Origin of the sequence: Streptomyces sp. AgN23, from assembly GCF_001598115.1 — a bacterium.
Lineage (GTDB): Bacteria > Actinomycetota > Actinomycetes > Streptomycetales > Streptomycetaceae > Streptomyces > Streptomyces antimycoticus.
This window is the reverse complement of the sequence record NZ_CP007153.1, coordinates 1,424,282-1,439,932: the sequence shown is the minus strand read 5'-3', so window position 1 is coordinate 1,439,932 and position 15,651 is coordinate 1,424,282. Positions and strand designations below refer to the sequence as shown.

The following is a 15,651-nucleotide window of genomic DNA, read 5'->3' as shown; positions in this document are numbered from 1 at the left end:
ACCGGCTCCCCTGCCGGCCCCGGCGCCCCACACCGAACGAGGGGGGACCGGTCTAGTCGCCCTTCACCGCAGTGGAGTGAGAGCCCGGTCCGCCCCCGTGATGGAGATGGCTCGCGGAATTGCCCGGTCCAGCATCGCGAGGCGTTCCACCGCGGGGGAGGGGCCGAACGGCCCCTCGAGAGTCGGCACCGTCCCGGCCTCCGCGAATCCAGGGGCCCGACGGTCCGCAAAAAAGTCAGGGGCCGGACGGGGATTCCCCATCCGGCCCGATCCTTCCCGCGACCGGGCACCGGCCCGGTCGCATCACCTCCCGACACGTGTCAGTAGCCGCCTCCAGGCTGCGGCGACCGGCCGCCCGGGTACTGCTGACGCCCGTACTGGTCGTCGTAGGGAGACGGCGCGGGGGCCGCCGGACGCGGCGCGGCCGGACGCGTCATGGCCGGGCGCATCGCCTCGTACCCCGTCGGCGCGGCCGGGCCGGGGCGCTGCGCCTGCGGCTGCTGAGCGCCCGGGTAGCCCCGCGGGCCGGTCGGCTGCGGCGGGATGTAGGGCGCGTGCGCCTGCTGCAGCCCGGTGGGCTGTGGCTGCTGCTGGTAGCCCTGGTACGTGGGCTGCGGCGAGGGCGCGGCCGGCAGCGCGGGAAGCGCTGAGGGCAGGGCCGGAAGATGACTTCCGGTGTCGTAGGCGGACGGCACCCTGATGGGCGCGATCTGTGGTGTGCCCCGCTCGGCGACAAGGCTGTCGTAGATGGGGGTGTCCGGGAAGGACGGCGAGGAGTAGTAGCCGCCACCGTAAGTGCTGCGGGGGGAGGTCATAGACCATAAGTTAAGCCCACCATGTGCTGATTGGGGAGTCCGGTAGGAGGGTTGTTTTCAGTGTTCGGAGTGGCCGTGGATCCCCAATCCGAGCGAACCAGGGAAAATCGGTCGTCAGGGTACGTTGAGATCGTGTAAAGAGCGCGTTTTCAGCGGGTAGCCACCGGTCGTCCGCGGTATGCGGCGGCCGAGCGGAACCGAACGAACAGAGAGGCAGGGGGACGGAAATGGCGATGCGCAAGGGCGGTAACACGCCAGTACCGGCAAGCGCGGTGCGGATCGAGCTCGGCTGGCGCGCCGGGCCGGGGGCGCCGGACGTGGACGCCTCGGCACTGCTGCTGATGTCCGGGAAGGTCAGGTCCGACGGGGACTTCGTCTTTTACAACCAGGCGGCGCACTCCTCCGGCGCGGTGCGCCACGAGGGGAAGCGGACCATGGGTGACACCGTGACCGACACCCTTTCGGTGGACCTCGCCCGCATGGAGTCCGCCATCGACACCGTGGTCCTCGCGGCCTCGGCCGATGGCGGAACGTTCGGTCAGGTCCCCGGTCTGCACATCCGGGTGCTGGACGCGGCGGGCGGCGCGGAACTCGCCCGCTTCGACAGCGAGGACGCCACCGTCGAGACCGCCTTCGTCCTCGGCGAGCTGTACCGCAGGCAGGGCGCCTGGAAGTTCCGCGCGGTGGGCCAGGGGTATCAGAGCGGCCTGGCGGGGCTCGCCACGGACTTCGGTATCAGCGTCGACGAACCGCAGCAGACGCCGGCTCGGCCCGCCGCCCCCGTTCCCGCCCCCGCCGCGCCGCCGAACGCCGGGCTGAACCCGTACGCGGCACAGACCCCCCACGCGGCCGCGCCGAACCCGTACGCCGCCCCCGCGCCGCCGTCCGGCCCTCCGGCCGGGGCGTACCCGCCTCCGCCGCCCACCGCCGCCTCCACGCCCCTTCCGCCGCCTCCGCCCACCGCACCGGCCCCCGCGCCCGCCACGGCGCCGGTGAGCCTCAGCAAGGTCACCCTGACGAAGGAGGCGCCCGCTGTCTCGCTCACCAAGCAGGGCGGCACCTCCGGCACCATGCGGGTCAACCTCAACTGGCAGGTGCACAAGCAGTTTTCGGGCTGGGCCTCCAAGCTGGGCAAGGCCATGGCCATGCACAACGAGCTCGATCTCGACCTGGGGGCGCTGTTCGAACTCTCCGACGGCAGCAAGGGCGTGGTCCAGGCGCTCGGCAACTCGTTCGGCTCGCTGCACCAACCGCCCTTCATCCACCTGGACGCCGACGACCGGACCGGTGCCCGGGCGGCCGGTGAGAACCTCACCATCAACCTCGACCACCTGCGGTCGTTCCGCCGGATCCTGGTCTTCGTGACCATCTACGAGGGCGCCCGCAGCTTCGCCAACCTCCACGCCACGGTCACCCTGCAACCGCAGTTCGGCGCGCCGATCGACTTCTCGCTCGACGAGTGCACCGTCCCGTCCCCGGTCTGCGCGCTCGCGCTCATCACCAACACCGGCAACGATCTCGTCGTACAGCGCGAGGCCCGCTATCTGGTGCCGCAGCGCGGAGTCAGCCCGCAGCGCACCCTCGACCACGCCTACGGCTGGGGCATGAACTGGACACCCGGCCGCAAGTGAAGACCCGGTGCACGGCGCGCGGCCGTCAGGGCGCGGAGCTGGGGCGGGCGTAGGTGCGCCCCTTCCAGGCCGCGCCCTGTCCGAGGAGGTGCCGCACCGCCGAGTCCACGGTCATCAGGAGGTAGAGAAGGGCCGTCAGGGGCAGCAGCGGTGCCAGCCACAAGGTCTGCCGGTAGTAGCGCAGCATCGGGATGTAACTGCCCGTCATCAGCACCCAGGCGGCGGCGCCCAGCGACAGGAGCGTGGGACGCCCCGTCAGCACCCCGGCGACCACGGCCGCGGGCGGCACGAGATACACCACCGCCAGCCCCGCGACCGTCATCAGCAACAGCAGCGGATTATGGCGCAACTGCGTGTACGCGCTGCGCGAGACCATCCGCCACAGCTCGCCCAGCCGCGGATACGGCCGCACGCTGTCGACCCGGTCGGCCAGCCCCAGCCAGATCCGACCGCCGGACCGTTTCACCGTACGGGCCAGCGCCACGTCGTCGATGACCGACTGCCGGATCGTCTCCGGGATCCCGGCCCGCTCGGCGGCCTCCCGGCGCAGCAGCACACAGCCGCCCGCGGCCGCCGCGGTGCGCCCCCGAGGCCGGTTGACCCATCGAAAGGGGTACAGCTGGGCGAAGAAGTAGACGAAGGCGGGCACGATCAGCCGCTCCCAGCCGGTCGCCACCCGCAGCCGCGCCATCTGGGAGACCAGATCCAGTCCGTTCGCCTCGGCCGCGCGCACCAACTCCCGCAGGGAGTCCGGTTCATGCGCGATATCCGCGTCCGTCAGCAACAGGTAGTCGACGCCGGCGTCGTCCTTACGGCCGCCGTCGTCCCTATGGTCGCCGTTGTCCTTACGGTCCGCGGCGATACGGGTCGTCGCGAGCGCCATGCCGTGCCGCACCGCCCACAGCTTGCCGGTCCAGCCGGGGCCGGGATCGCCGGGGGAGTCGACGGTCAGCGGCAGCCCGCCGTACTCCTCGGCCAGTTCGCGGGCGAGCTTCCCGGTGCCGTCCGAGCTGCCGTCGTCGATCAGGAAGATCTCCGCCGGCCCCGGATAGTCCTGGGCGAGCAGCGAGGGCAGGCTGGCCGGAAGCACGGCGGACTCGTCCCGGGCGGGCACCACGACGGCCACCGAGGGCCATGCCGCGGGCTCCGGCGGCCCGGAGTCGTCAGGGCCCCTCCGGGGCAGCCGGACATCCGTACGCCAGAAGAAGCCCTGGCCCAGCAGCAGCCACAGCCATGCGGCCAACGACCCGGCGGCGATCCACATCAGCGCGCTCACCCGCCGAAGTCTGCCCGAAGGTGTGCCCGGCCGTCGGGCGCACCGGACCGATCCATTAAAGTGACCGGGTGAAGATCGCGCTTATGGACTCCGGAATCGGGCTCTTGCCCACCGCCGCCGCGATGCGCCGACTGCGGCCGGACGCCGATCTCCTCCTCTCCTCCGACCCCGCCACCATGCCGTGGGGTCCGCGCACGCCCGAGGACGTCACCGAGCTCGCCCTGGGCTGCGCCCGGGCCGCCGCCGCGCACCGCCCCGACGTGCTGATCGTCGCCTGCAACACCGCCTCCGTTCACGCCCTGCCCGCGCTGCGCGCCGAACTGGAGCCCGTGCTGCCGGTCGTCGGGACCGTCCCCGCCATCAAGCCCGCGGCGGCCGGGGGAGGTCCGATCGCGATCTGGGCCACCCCGGCCACCACCGGCAGCCCGTACCAGCGCGGGCTGATCCGCGCCTTCGCGGACGGCGTCGAGGTGACCGAGGTGCCGTGCCCGGGGCTCGCGGACGCGGTGCAGCACGGCGACACCGAGGGGATCTCCGCAGCGGTGGCCGCCGCGGCGGCCCGCACCCCGCGCGAGGTAACGACCGTCGTCCTGGGCTGCACCCATTACGAACTGGTCGCCGACCGCATCCGGGCCGCCGTGCAGCAGCCGGACGCGCCGCCGATCGCCCTCCACGGCTCGGCCGGGGCCGTCGCCGCCCAGGCCCTGCGCCGGATCGGCGCCGACCCCTTGCCGCCGGACGGCCCGCTCGCCCCCGGGGGGCTGACCGTCGTCCTCGGCGGCCGCGAGGCCGCCTTGCCGGAGGTCGCCCTGGCCTACGCCGAAGGAGTGCTGCTGGCACCCGTCGCCCCGGCGCGCGGTTGACAGCGGCGCCTCGTGCGGTGAGTCGGCCGAAACGCTCTTCACCAGCGGAATCATTCTCCCCGCTGCCGTGGGGCCGGAACCTGAGTACGCTGCCAACCATGAGGCACCACGACCACGGAACGCCGAGCGCCCCCGGGCAGCCGCCCGCGGTCTGGACCGGACGAGCCCACAACCGTGGGCAGTGGGTGCTGGCCGTGGCGGGCGCCGCGTGCCTGGCGCTCGGTGTCGACCTCGCCGTCGACTCACCATGGGGCTCGGGCCTCGCTCCGCTGCTGATGTCCGTCATCGGCTGTGTCGCCGCCGGGCTGCTGATGCTCTTCGGCACCCTTGCCTTCGTCCATGTGGCGGTGCGGGTCGACGACGAAGTGCTGGAGATCCGCTGCGGCCATATGGGGCTCCCGCGCCGCCGCATCCCGCTCGCCGACGTGGTCCACGCCGATGTGGCCCGCAAGGTCACCCCCTGCCAGTGGGGCGGCTGGGGCTACCGCTGGCGCCCCGACAAGGGCACCGCGGTAGTCGTGCGCCGGGGCGAGGGCGTGGTGGTCCGGCTCGGGGACGGGCGCGTCTTCACGGTCACGGTGGACGACGCGGAGGCGGCGGTCCGGGTGATCCGCGACCGGCTGCGGCTGATCGCGGCGCGCACCTCCCAGGTCTAGCCGGTCCCCGTTCCCCTCCTTTGGGGGACGCGGATGTCTCTCGGGGGGAGGCGCTGTCCGTCGTGGCCATCGGCGGCCCGCATTCACTTTCGTGGAACGCGTCTGAGAACGCGTTCTCACCCGCCGTGCCGGGTCTCATGGCACCGCTCCCGGGTCGTCGTTCAGGCGGGCGGTCGCCAGTCCGGCGAGGAGGCCCGCTCCCGCGGTGATCTGGGAGCAGCTCAGGGCGTTGCCCAGACAGGACATGACGGCCAGGGCCGTGAGTGTCGCGGCCGCCGTAAGGACCACCGGAGTCGGGCGCGGAGAGCGCCACAGGGCGTGGAGCATCCAGCCGAAGGCGGCGCCCAGCAGGACCACCCCCGGCAGCCCCTGACCGGCCGCCTGCTGCAACGGCGCCGAATGGGGCTTGGCCTCCGGGTTTTGCGGCTGGGCCGCCGCGGGACTCAGCTCGCCGAAGCGGTCCGGGCCCGCACCGCGCAGCGGGTCCGTCTCCTCGATATGGGCCGCGTCCTGCCACAGCCGGATCCGGTGCTCGGTGAGCTGGGCGCGCAGGGCGGGCGGGAGGCCGCCCGGGACCGCGTCCTTGGCCACCGCCCAGGTGCCGGCGACCGCGACCGCCGCGATCAGCACGCACGCGGCGAGCGCCGGCAGCCGGTGCCGGCGCCGGGCGGCGGTGAGCGAGCACACCAGGACGGCGCCGCTCGCGACCGAGCCCGCCGTCGAACCGGCCACCACGGCCGTCAGCGTGATCGCCGTCGCCAGCAGCCACAGCGCGGGGCGGAGGGCCCGCGGGGCGGCCCAGGCCGCGCAGCAGACCGCGCCCGTGGCCAGGGTGAGCTGGCCCGCGCCCGCCCCCTCATGGCCGGTGAGCCCGTACGGCGAGGCGCAGGCCAGACCGAACCCCGCGAGCCCGGCGGCCGCCGCCGAGGCGACCGGCAGCAGCGATCCGGCCATCCGGCCGCAGGCGTAACCGGCGGCCACCGCCAGCACCGCCAGCAGCACCCCCTCGGGGCGGGCCGGTCGCCCCATGGCCGCGATCAGGGCCCAGACGGCACAGCCGGCCAGGATCAGAACCCCCGCGATATCGGATGCGCCGGCACATCCGTCAGCCGGTCTGCCGTGGTCCTGCACGACAGGCTCCACCACTGATGACGTCATCCCGTCGACCCCCCGTCGTGACGGGCACCGCACCGACACGCCTTACGGCCGTCGTGCGAGCCATGACACCCGAAACCGTAGCGCTTGTCGTAAGGAATGTGTATATGGTGCACAGAAACGATGAGTCGGTCGTGAAACACCCGCCGTGGAGGGCGCTGTTCGGCCGCCGTGCGCGCCCCCTTTTCCGCCCGATACTCTCGGCCCATGCCGACCCCCGACTTCATTCGTGACCTCAGGGCCTCCATCGGTCACCAACTGCTGTACCTGCCGGGCGTGAGCGCGGTGGTCTTCGACGACCAGGGGCGGGTGCTGCTGGGCCGCCGGGCCGACAACGGCCGCTGGACGATCATCTGCGGTATCCCCGAACCCGGTGAGCAGCCGGCCACGGCGGTGGTCCGCGAGGTGGCGGAGGAGACCGCGGTGCACTGTGTCCCCGAACGCATCGTGCTCGTACGGACCCTGGCGCCGGTGACCTATCCCAACGACGACCGGTGCCAGTTCGTGGACGTCTGCTTCCGCTGCCGCGCGGTCGGCGGCGAGGCGCGGGTGAACGACGACGAGTCGCTGGACGTCGGCTGGTTCCCGCTCGACGCGCTGCCCGAGATGGAGGACTTCTCCCTCTCCCGGATCAAGCAGGCGCTCGAGGACGGCCCGACATGGTTCGAGCCCACCGTCGCGGAGTGAAGTATGTGCCGCCCCCACATCGGACCGGGCCCCAGGGCTGCCTAATGTGCCCCTCATGAGCGCGTCCACCACACCAGGCCCGGGCCCCCGGCCGTCCGACGGCCTCGATCTGTCCCGCCGTACCGCACTCGTCACGGGCGCCGCCGGGGGCATCGGCCGGGCCTGTACGCTGCGGCTGGCCACCGCCGGGGCGCGGGTGCGGGCCGTCGATCTGGATGCCGAGGGCCTCACCGACCTGGTCGTCGCGGCCTCCGGACTGCCCGGCCCGGTCGAGGCCCACCCCCTGGACCTCACCGACCTCGACGCCGCCGAACGGGCCGCCGCCGGCGTCGACATCCTGGTCAACAACGCCGGGCTCCAACTCGTCCGGCCCATCGAGGACTTTCCGCCCGAGGTTTTCTCCCGGGTGCTCACCGTGATGCTCGAGGCCCCGTTCCGGCTGGTGCGCGGCGCGCTGCCGCATATGTACGCGCAGGGCTGGGGCCGGATCGTCAACGTCTCCTCGGTACACGGGCTGCGCGCCTCCCCGTACAAGTCGGCCTATGTGGCCGCCAAACACGGTCTGGAGGGGCTCTCCAAGGTCGCCGCCCTGGAGGGCGCGGCGCACGGGGTGACCTCCAACTGCGTCAACCCCGGCTATGTGCGCACCCCGCTCGTCGAGCGGCAGATCGCCGACCAGGCCGAGGCCCACGGGATCTCGCCGGAGCGGGTCGTCGCCGAGGTGATGCTGGCCGATACGGCGGTCAAGCGGCTGGTCGAACCCGAGGAGGTCGCCGAGGCCGTCGCGTATCTCTGCGGTCCGCACACGTCCTTCGTCACCGGTGCCTCGCTCAGCATGGATGGCGGATGGACCGCCCACTGAGCGGCCCATCGCATCGGTCACCGGACGACGAAGGCCGATTGGCTCAGCCACCAGGCCACGACGACGGATTGGCTCAGCCAATGGCGGACAGTGGCCGATTGGCTCAGCCACTGGCGGACGAATTGGCTCAGCCATCGGCGGACGGTGGCCCATTGGCTCAGCAACCGGGCCGCGTGTTGCCCGGCCGCCCTATAGAAGGGGTACCGGGCCGCCTTACGGCTGGCGCCGCCGGGCCCGGCGGGAGTATGCCTGTGACCATGCCCGACGACCGGCCGGAGGCCCCCTACCTGGAACTGCTCGTACGCGGCGCGCCCGCCGAGGCGTACGAGCGCCCGGTGCTGCGCGCCCGCGCCGACAAGGCCCCGGCCGACCGGCTGGCGGCCCTGGAGCGCGCCAAGCTGCTCGCCCTGCGGGTACGCGGCGAGCTGGAGGGGCGACGGCGCCGCGAGGCCGAGCTGTCCGCCCTCTACGAGACCGCCCACGACCTGGCGGGGCTGCGCGATCTGGACGCGGTGCTCCAGGCCATCGTGCAGCGCGCCCGCTCCTTGCTGGGCACCGAGGTCGCCTATCTGACGCTGAACGATCCGACGGCCGGCGACACCTATATGAGGGTCACCGACGGTTCGGTCTCGGCCCGCTTCCAGCAGCTGCGGCTCGGCATGGGGGAGGGGCTCGGCGGCCTGGTGGCCCAGACCGCCCGCCCCTATGTCACCGAGAGCTACTTCCACGATCCGCGGTTCCAGCACACCCACACCATCGACGCGGGCGTCAGGGACGAGGGACTCGTCGCCATCCTCGGGGTGCCGCTGCTGCTCGGCAGCGGTGTCATCGGTGTGCTGTTCGCGGCCGACCGCCGGGCCCGGGTGTTCGAACGCGAGCAGACGGCCCTGCTCGGTTCGTTCGCCGCCCACGCGGCCGTGGCCATCGACACCGCCCATCTGCTCGCCGAGACCCGTACGGCGCTCGCCGAGCTGGAGGCCGCCAACGAGATCATCCGGGACCGCAGCCGGGTCATCGAGCGCGCCTCCGAGGTCCACGACCGGCTCACCGAGCTGGTGCTGCGCGGTGGCGGGGTGCACGACGTGGCCGACGCCGTGGCCGAGGTGCTCAGCGGTTCCGTGGAGTTCCTTGAGGTCGACGAGGCGCCCGCGGCGGCCGTCGACCGGTCCCGGGCCGACGGCCATGCGGTGCGCGACGGCGAGGAGGACTGGGTCGCCGCCGTCTCGGCGGGTGGCGAACTGCTCGGCGCGCTCGTGCTGCGCGGCCACCCCCGGCTCGACCCCATGGACCAGCGCACCCTGGAGCGCGCCGCGATGGTCACCTCGCTGCTGCAGCTCGCCCGCCGCTCGGCGGGTGAGGCCGAACAGCGGGTGCGCGGTGAGCTCCTGGACGACCTCCTCGACACCCCCGACCGCGAGCCCCGGCTGCTGCGCGAGCGCGCCGCGCGGCTCCGGGCAGACCTGGACACGCCGCATGTGGTGCTCGCCGCGGGCATCGAGGCCCCGGACACCGGCACCCCCGCCGCCGGTCCCGGCGCCGCACACGGAAGCGGCCCGGGCGGCGCACACGGAAGCGGCCCGGGCGGCGCACACGGAAGCGGCCCGGGCGGCGCACACGGAAGCGGCCCGGGCGGCGCACACGGAAGCGGTCCCGGCGGCATATCCGGAAGCAGATCAGGCGGCGCACACGGCGGCGGGTCCGGTGGCGCGCCCGCCGAGGACGCCGAGGGCCGTCGGCGGCTGTGGTCCGCCGCGTCCCATCTGGCGGTCACCCGGCACGGCCTGGCCGCCACCCGCGACGGCGGCACCGTGCTGCTGCTGCCGCTGGCCGACCGCGACACCGCTGACGCCCTCGCCCGCCGCACCGCCAGGCAGCTGGGCACCGCCGTACACGCCGCGGTCACCGTCGGCGCCTCCGCGCCCGTCCCCGCGCCCGCCGCACGGCCCGGGGAGGTCGCCGCGGGCTACGCCGAGGCGCGGCGCTGCCTGGCCGCCCTGCGGGTGCTGGGCCGCGCCGGAGAGGGCGCCGCCGCCGAGGACTTCGGCTTTCTCGGGCTGCTGCTGGCCGGTACCCGCGAGGGCGCCCCGGACGGCACCGGCGTCCAGGACTTCGTGACCCGCACCGTGGGCGCGGTCATCGACTACGACGAGCGGCGCGGCACCGAGCTGATCCGCACCCTCGACGCGTACTTCGCGGGCGGTATGAGCCCGGCCCGTACGAAGGACGCCCTCCACGTGCACGTCAACACGGTGGCGCAGCGGCTGGAGCGGGTCGGGCGGCTGCTCGGCCCCGACTGGCAGTCGCCCGCCCGCTCCCTGGAGATCCAGCTCGCCCTGCGGCTGCACCGCCTGGCCTCGGCCGTGGGCTACTGAGCCGAGGCCGAACGGGCCGTGTGCTCCGCCGCGTCCGACGCCGGCCGCGGCGACGGGGCCGAGGTCGGTTCGACGGCGGCCAGATCGCGGTTCCGGGTCTCCTTGGCGACGCCCACGGCCACCAGGGTGAGCAGGGCCGCCGCGATCACATAGAGGGCGATCGGGGTGGCGCTGCCGTAGTCGGCCAGGAGCGCGGTGGCGATCAGCGGGGCGGGCGCACCGGCCGCGACGGACGCGAACTGCGCGCCGATCGACGCCCCCGAGTACCGCATCCGGGTCGCGAACATCTCGGAGAAGAAGGCCGCCTGGGGCGCGTACATCGCCCCGTGGAAGACCAGCCCGACCGTCACGGCGAGCAAGAGGGCCGGGAAGCCCTTGGTGTCGATGAGGAGGAAGAACGGGAAGGCCCACGCGCCCACGCCCACCGCGCCCAGCAGATACACCGGGCGGCGCCCGATCCGGTCCGACAGCGCGCCCCATGCCGGGATGACCGCGAAGTGCACGGCCGAGGCGATCAGTACGGCGTTGAGCGCGGTCTGCTTGCCGAGGCCCACATGGTCGGAGGTCGCGTAGACGAGGACGAAGGCGGTGATGACGTAGTAGCTGATGTTCTCGGCCATCCGCGCGCCCATGGCGATCAGCACATCCCGCCAGTGGTGGCGCAGGACCGCCACCAGCGGCATCTTCTCGGTGGCCGCCTCACCCGCGGCCGCCTTACGGGCCTCGGCGCGGGCCTGCGCCGCCTTGAACACCGGCGATTCATCGACAGAGAGACGAATCCACAAGCCGACCACTACCAGCACCCCCGAGAGCAGGAACGGCACCCGCCACCCCCACGCCTCGAAGGCGTCGTCGGAGAGCAGGGCGGTGAGCGCGGAGAGCACTCCCGTGGCCAGCAACTGCCCGGCCGGGGCGCCGGTCTGCGGCCAGGACGCCCAGAACCCGCGCCGCCGCGCGTCCCCGTGCTCCGACACCAGCAGCACTGCCCCGCCCCATTCGCCGCCGAGCGCGAACCCCTGGATCAGGCGCAGCGCGGTGAGTAGTACGGGCGCCGCCGAACCGACCGTGGCGTGGGTGGGCAGCAGCCCGATGGCGCAGGTCGCGCCGCCCATCATCAGCAGACTCAGGATCAGCAGCTTCTTACGGCCGAGCCGGTCGCCGTAATGGCCGAAGACCAGGGCGCCGACCGGCCGGGCGGCGAAGCCGACCGCGTAGGTCAGGAACGACAGCAGGGTGCCGACGAGCGGATCGGAGTCCGGGAAGAAGAGCTTGTTGAAGACGAGTGCGGCGGCCGAGCCGTAGAGGAAGAAGTCGTACCACTCGATGGTGGTGCCGATAAGGCTCGCGGCGACGATTCGGCGCAGCGAACCGGGTGGGGTCGGGGGAGCGGAGGCCGGAGAATCCGGGGTGGTCATGGGTCACCACTTCCGAGCGGGGTGCGGGGACGATTTTGTGTTGCCACACCGTAGAAATGCGCACTTCGGCTCGGATATGTAGGCGGGCGACATACTTCACCCGGCCACTGTGGTGACTGCCCCGCCCAGGACGCCCCGAGTCGGCGCGGCCCCGTCCAACATGCCCCGGATCGGCGCTTCCCGCCCCGAATGCCCCTAGTCGGCCCGTCCCATACGCGGCCGTCGCACCTTGCCGAGCTGGAGCATGGCGGCGCCGAGCTGGTCCCCGGTGAGCGAGGGGGCCGGGAGCGGGTGGGATCCCTCGGGGCGCAGCCCGTCGAGCAGCAGGGCCAGATAGCGGCGCCAGGCCAGCGGCGCGGCGACGGTCGAGCCGGGGACCGCGCGGCCGAGCGCGGCCAGCAGGAACAGCAGGTCCTCCGCGGTGGTGTCCTTACGGGCCGCACCCTGCTGCTGGGCACGGCGCAGAAGGACGTCGAGCGTCTTGTGGTTCTCCTTACGGAGCGCGTCGAGCGAGGGGACGCCCTGGATGCCGGTGGTCATCAGGTCATTGGTGCCCCGGTCGGCGGCGAGCAGCCCGAATATGCGCTCCAGATAGGCGGTCAGGCCGACCCAGGCGTCCGGCGCCGAGCGGGCCTCCTCGGCGGCCCGCAGGATGTCCCGCAGGGAATCGCCGAATACCGCCTCGATGAGTTCCGCCCGGCCGGCGAAACGCCGGTAGAGAGTGGCGCTGCCGACTCCGGCCCGACGGGCGATGTCGTCGAGCGGGGCGTCCACACCCTGATCCGTGTAGATCTCCCGGGCGGCAGCTATCAGCATCTCGCGGTTGCGCCGTGCGTCTCGGCGCAACGGTGTCTCTTTCTCCACACGGCTGCCCATGGCCCGCAACCCTAACACTAACCGGGGGAATCTCTCCGGTTAGGTGTTCAGATCATCGAGGGAACGGGGAGCCATCCCCGGTTCCGGCTTCGGGAGAAGCAGCGATTGGCGCCTGCTGGAGGGCGTGATCGACGGCGCACCCCGGCCGGGGACGCTCGGCGGACCGCGGTGGGCGCCCACCAAGGTCCGAGCGGCAGGGCGCCCACCACGGTCCGAGCGGCAGGGTGTTCAGCGTGGTTCCGGAATCATGCGCAGCGGACCGGCGGTGAGGCTCATCTGGGGCCTCGGCCGGATCTTCGTCCGCGGAATCGGTCGCATCCGCCAGCGGCCCGCGATCGCGGCCAGGGCGAGCGTCGCCTCCGTCATGCCGAAGACGTCGCCGATGCACTTCCGGCTGCCACCGCCGAACGGCAGATACGCGCCGCGTGCCACGTCCTTGGCACGCTCGGGGAGCCAGCGGTCGGGGTCGAAGGACTCCGGGTCGGGGAAGAGGGCCGGATCGCGGTGCAGCACATACGGGCTGATCAGCACGTCCGACGCCGGGGGCAGCCGCCGTCCGCCGAGCTCGGTGGCCTCGGTGGTGGTCCGGGTGAACAGCCACGCGGGCGGGAAGAGCCGCAGCGCCTCGCTGAACACCCGCTGGGTGTAGGCGAGCCGGGGGACGTCGGCGTAGCGCGGGGCCCGTCCGCCCAGCACTTCGTCCACCTCGGCGTGCAGCGCGGCCTCGGCCCGGGGATTGCGGCCGAGCAGGAACCAGGCCCAGGTCAGCGCGGAGGCGGTGGTCTCGATCCCGGCCAGCAGCAGGGTCATGACCTGGTCGTGGATCTCCTGGTCCGACATCGTGCCGCCGGTCTCGTCGTCCTGTGCGGCGAAGAGCGCGGACAGCACATCGCCGCGGTCGCCGTCGTCCGCCCGCTTGTAGTCGTCGATCATGCGGTCGATGAGCTGGTTGAGCCGGGTGAGCGCGTCGTCGAAGCGCCGGTTCGCCGCGAGCGGGAGCTTGGCCAGCAGCCCGGTGGGGTCGATCGCCTGCCGGTAGGCGCCTTCCACGACGACGGGCAGACAGTGCTGGATCTCGGCCACGGCATGCGGTGCCATATCGGTCGAGAAGAGCGCACGGGCCGTCACCCGCGCGGTGAGCGCGAGCATCTCATGGCTGACATCGATGGGCCGGCCCGCCGTCCACGCCGTCGACTCGGCCTCGCACTCCTCCTCCATCACCTCGGCGTACGTGGCGATCCGGGCGGCCTGGAAGGCGGGCTGCACCAGCCGGCGCTGCCGTCGGTGGTCCGCCCAGTCGGAGGTGATCAGGCCGTTGCCCAGGATGGGCTTCGCCTTCTCCTTGACCGGCCCGCCGGTGTCGTAGATCCGCGCGTTCACCAGCACCTGCTGGACCAGCTCCGGATGACAGGGCAGAAAGACCGGCCGGGGCCCCAGCCGGAGCTCGACCAGATCGCCGTAGGCAGGCAGGGAGGCCAGGAACTGAAGCGGCTTGCGGCCCATCAGCAGGGCATGGCCGGCCAGCGGAAGCCCGCCGGGGGCGAGGGCGTGCCGCCAGTGGCGCGTCGCCGGGTGCTGCGCGGTCCTCATGCGGAAGATGTCCTTCGCTCGCGAGGTGGAGTACGGAGGGTACGGGGCATCCGGTCCGGGGCGGGCCCCGGACCGGACGTCGTCAGCGCGGCTCGCACACCATGGGCAGCGGGCCGGGTTCGAGCGTCGCCTTCGGCTCGGGGCGCAACGTCGTCCCGGGCACCGGGCGAAGACGCCACCGGCTCGCGATCGTCGCCACGATGAGGGCGGTCTCGGTCAGCGCCAGGACGTCCCCGATGCACTTGTGGCTGCCCGCGCCGAAGGGGAGCAGCGCCCCGCGCGGCACGTCCTTGGCCCGGTCGGGGAGCCAGCGCTCGGGGTCGAACCGCTCGGGTTCGGGGAACAGCTCGGGGTTGTGGTGCAGCGCCTGGGCGCTGTAGAGGATCATCGTGCCCGCCGGGATGGCGCGCCCGCCGAGGTCGGTCTCGGCCGCCGTGACCCGCATCGCCATCCAGGACGGCGGATACAGCCGCAGCGACTCGGTGATGACCCCGCGGGTGTACTCCAGGGACGGCAGGTCCTCGAAGGCGGGCGAACGGCCCTCGAGGACCTCGTCGATCTCGGCGTGCACCCGCTTCTCCACCTCCGGGTGGGCGCCCAGGAGATGGAAGACGAAGGCGAGCGTCGAGGCGGTGGTCTCGCTCCCGGCGACCAGGAAGGTGACCACCTGGTCGAGGACCTCGCCGTCGTCCAGGCCCTCGCCGGTCTCGGGGTGTTCGGCGCGCAGCAGCGTGGAGAGCAGATCGCCGTGGTCGGCGCCGGAGCGCCGGCGGTCGCGGATCATCTCGTCCACGATCTGCCGCAGCCGGGCATTGGCCCGGTCATAGCGGCGGTTGCCCGGGGTGGGGAGCTTCTCCACGATGCCCAAAGGCGCCATGGTGCGCTTGTAGATGCCGTGCGAGACGATGCGCAGACAGTGGCGCGCCTCGTCGATCGTCGCCTCGTCGATCCCGGTGGAGAACAGCGTCCGCGCGGCGACCCGCATCAGCAGGCCGTGCATGGTGTCGCTGATGTCCAGGGTCCGCCCCGGCTCCCAGGAACCGATCGCGGCTCGGGTGTCATCGGCGACCGCGGCGGTGTAGTCGGCGATCTTCGGGGTGTGGAACGCGGGCTGGATCATCCGCCGCTGGGTGCGGTGGTCCTCGCCCCGGGAGACCGAGAGGCTGTTGCCGAGCAGCTGGCGCGCCTTGTCGAAGACTCCGCCCTTGTCGAACACGCGGGGATTGAGCAGCACATGGCGGACCAGCTCGGGATGGCAGGCCAGATAGGCGCGGCTGGGCCCCAGCCTGACCTCCACCAGATCGCCGTGGGCGGGCAGGGAGGCCAGGAACTGCAGCGGACGGCGCCAGAGCGCCACAGTGTGTCCCAGCAGCGGCACCGAGCCGGGCGCCGTGCCGGTGGTCCAGGTGCGCTCCGGCTGTGCGGAGCTCTTCGCGGGAGTCACGGTTCCCCG

General features: G+C 72.8%; 13 protein-coding genes. 6 read left to right on the top strand and 7 right to left on the bottom strand.

Features of this window, described 5'->3' with window-relative positions:
• Positions 1-320: 320 nt before the first annotated feature.
• Complete coding sequence (locus tag AS97_RS06235; RefSeq protein WP_086711098.1) at positions 321-815, bottom strand: DUF6643 family protein; 495 nt, start codon at positions 813-815, stop codon at positions 321-323.
• A 233-nt stretch (positions 816-1,048) separates the two neighbouring features.
• Here AS97_RS06235 and AS97_RS06230 point away from each other — a divergent pair, with 233 nt between their 5' ends.
• Positions 1,049-2,446 carry a TerD family protein gene (locus AS97_RS06230; RefSeq protein WP_210567147.1) on the top strand — a complete coding sequence of 466 codons (1,398 nt, stop codon included), beginning with the start codon at positions 1,049-1,051 and terminating at the stop codon, positions 2,444-2,446.
• Between the two features lie 25 nt (positions 2,447-2,471).
• Here the strand turns inward: AS97_RS06230 and AS97_RS06225 are convergent, their stop codons facing one another.
• Positions 2,472-3,722, bottom strand: a complete 1,251-nt coding sequence (locus AS97_RS06225) for a glycosyltransferase (protein ID WP_079059500.1) — start codon at positions 3,720-3,722, stop codon at positions 2,472-2,474.
• 68 nt (positions 3,723-3,790) lie between these two features.
• On the opposite strand from AS97_RS06225, the gene AS97_RS06220 reads away from it, so the two are divergent.
• Positions 3,791-4,585: an aspartate/glutamate racemase family protein gene (locus AS97_RS06220; RefSeq protein ID WP_059145503.1), complete on the top strand. Its 795-nt coding sequence runs from the start codon at positions 3,791-3,793 to the stop codon at positions 4,583-4,585.
• Between the two features lie 98 nt (positions 4,586-4,683).
• A complete protein-coding gene (locus AS97_RS06215) occupies positions 4,684-5,241 on the top strand; it encodes a hypothetical protein (protein WP_059145502.1) in 558 nt (185 codons plus the stop codon).
• A gap of 135 nt (positions 5,242-5,376) precedes the next feature.
• On the opposite strand, the gene AS97_RS06210 is transcribed toward AS97_RS06215, so the two are convergent.
• Positions 5,377-6,270 (bottom strand): O-antigen ligase family protein, encoded by an 894-nt coding sequence (locus AS97_RS06210; protein ID WP_247204250.1) that lies wholly within the window; start codon positions 6,268-6,270, stop codon positions 5,377-5,379.
• Positions 6,271-6,603: 333 nt separating this feature from the next.
• On the opposite strand from AS97_RS06210, the gene AS97_RS06205 reads away from it, so the two are divergent.
• From AS97_RS06205 to AS97_RS06195, 3 genes are all read left to right on the top strand, one after another.
• Positions 6,604-7,083, top strand: a complete 480-nt coding sequence (locus AS97_RS06205; RefSeq protein ID WP_059145500.1) for an NUDIX domain-containing protein — start codon at positions 6,604-6,606, stop codon at positions 7,081-7,083.
• Between the two features lie 55 nt (positions 7,084-7,138).
• Entirely contained in the window at positions 7,139-7,945 is an 807-nt protein-coding gene (locus tag AS97_RS06200; protein WP_210564477.1) for a 3-hydroxybutyrate dehydrogenase, read from the top strand.
• A 245-nt stretch (positions 7,946-8,190) separates the two neighbouring features.
• Positions 8,191-10,317 (top strand): GAF domain-containing protein, encoded by a 2,127-nt coding sequence (locus AS97_RS06195; RefSeq protein ID WP_210564476.1) that lies wholly within the window; start codon positions 8,191-8,193, stop codon positions 10,315-10,317.
• Here the strand turns inward: AS97_RS06195 and AS97_RS06190 are convergent.
• The 4 genes from AS97_RS06190 to AS97_RS06175 all read right to left on the bottom strand — a co-directional run bounded on the left by AS97_RS06190 (position 10,311) and on the right by AS97_RS06175 (position 15,642).
• Positions 10,311-11,732: an MFS transporter gene (locus tag AS97_RS06190; protein WP_210564475.1), complete on the bottom strand. Its 1,422-nt coding sequence runs from the start codon at positions 11,730-11,732 to the stop codon at positions 10,311-10,313. The genes AS97_RS06195 and AS97_RS06190 overlap by 7 nt on opposite strands.
• 195 nt (positions 11,733-11,927) lie before the next feature.
• On the bottom strand, positions 11,928-12,608 hold the full coding sequence (locus AS97_RS06185; RefSeq protein ID WP_059145496.1) for a TetR/AcrR family transcriptional regulator: 681 nt from the start codon (positions 12,606-12,608) through the stop codon (positions 11,928-11,930).
• A gap of 228 nt (positions 12,609-12,836) precedes the next feature.
• Positions 12,837-14,198 carry a cytochrome P450 gene (locus tag AS97_RS06180; protein WP_125757974.1) on the bottom strand — a complete coding sequence of 454 codons (1,362 nt, stop codon included), beginning with the start codon at positions 14,196-14,198 and terminating at the stop codon, positions 12,837-12,839.
• Positions 14,199-14,280: 82 nt separating this feature from the next.
• The gene (locus tag AS97_RS06175) at positions 14,281-15,642 is read right to left on the bottom strand and encodes a cytochrome P450 (RefSeq protein WP_086709571.1); all 1,362 of its coding nucleotides are present in this window, start codon (positions 15,640-15,642) and stop codon (positions 14,281-14,283) included.
• Between the last annotated feature and the right edge of the window lie 9 nt (positions 15,643-15,651).

Bases quoted from the DNA above. Each gene is read 5' to 3' on its own strand.
- AS97_RS06235 (WP_086711098.1), bottom strand. From the start codon at position 815: ATGACCTCCCCCCGCAGCACTTACGGTGGCGGCTACTACTCCTCGCCG.
- AS97_RS06230 (WP_210567147.1), top strand. From the start codon at position 1,049: ATGCGCAAGGGCGGTAACACGCCAGTACCGGCAAGCGCGGTGCGGATC.
- AS97_RS06215 (WP_059145502.1), top strand. From the start codon at position 4,684: ATGAGGCACCACGACCACGGAACGCCGAGCGCCCCCGGGCAGCCGCCC.
- AS97_RS06210 (WP_247204250.1), bottom strand. From the start codon at position 6,270: ATGGGGCGACCGGCCCGCCCCGAGGGGGTGCTGCTGGCGGTGCTGGCG.
- AS97_RS06205 (WP_059145500.1), top strand. From the start codon at position 6,604: ATGCCGACCCCCGACTTCATTCGTGACCTCAGGGCCTCCATCGGTCAC.
- AS97_RS06200 (WP_210564477.1), top strand. From the start codon at position 7,139: ATGAGCGCGTCCACCACACCAGGCCCGGGCCCCCGGCCGTCCGACGGC.
- AS97_RS06195 (WP_210564476.1), top strand. From the start codon at position 8,191: ATGCCTGTGACCATGCCCGACGACCGGCCGGAGGCCCCCTACCTGGAA.
- AS97_RS06190 (WP_210564475.1), bottom strand. From the start codon at position 11,732: ATGACCACCCCGGATTCTCCGGCCTCCGCTCCCCCGACCCCACCCGGT.
- AS97_RS06185 (WP_059145496.1), bottom strand. From the start codon at position 12,608: ATGGGCAGCCGTGTGGAGAAAGAGACACCGTTGCGCCGAGACGCACGG.
- AS97_RS06180 (WP_125757974.1), bottom strand. From the start codon at position 14,198: ATGAGGACCGCGCAGCACCCGGCGACGCGCCACTGGCGGCACGCCCTC.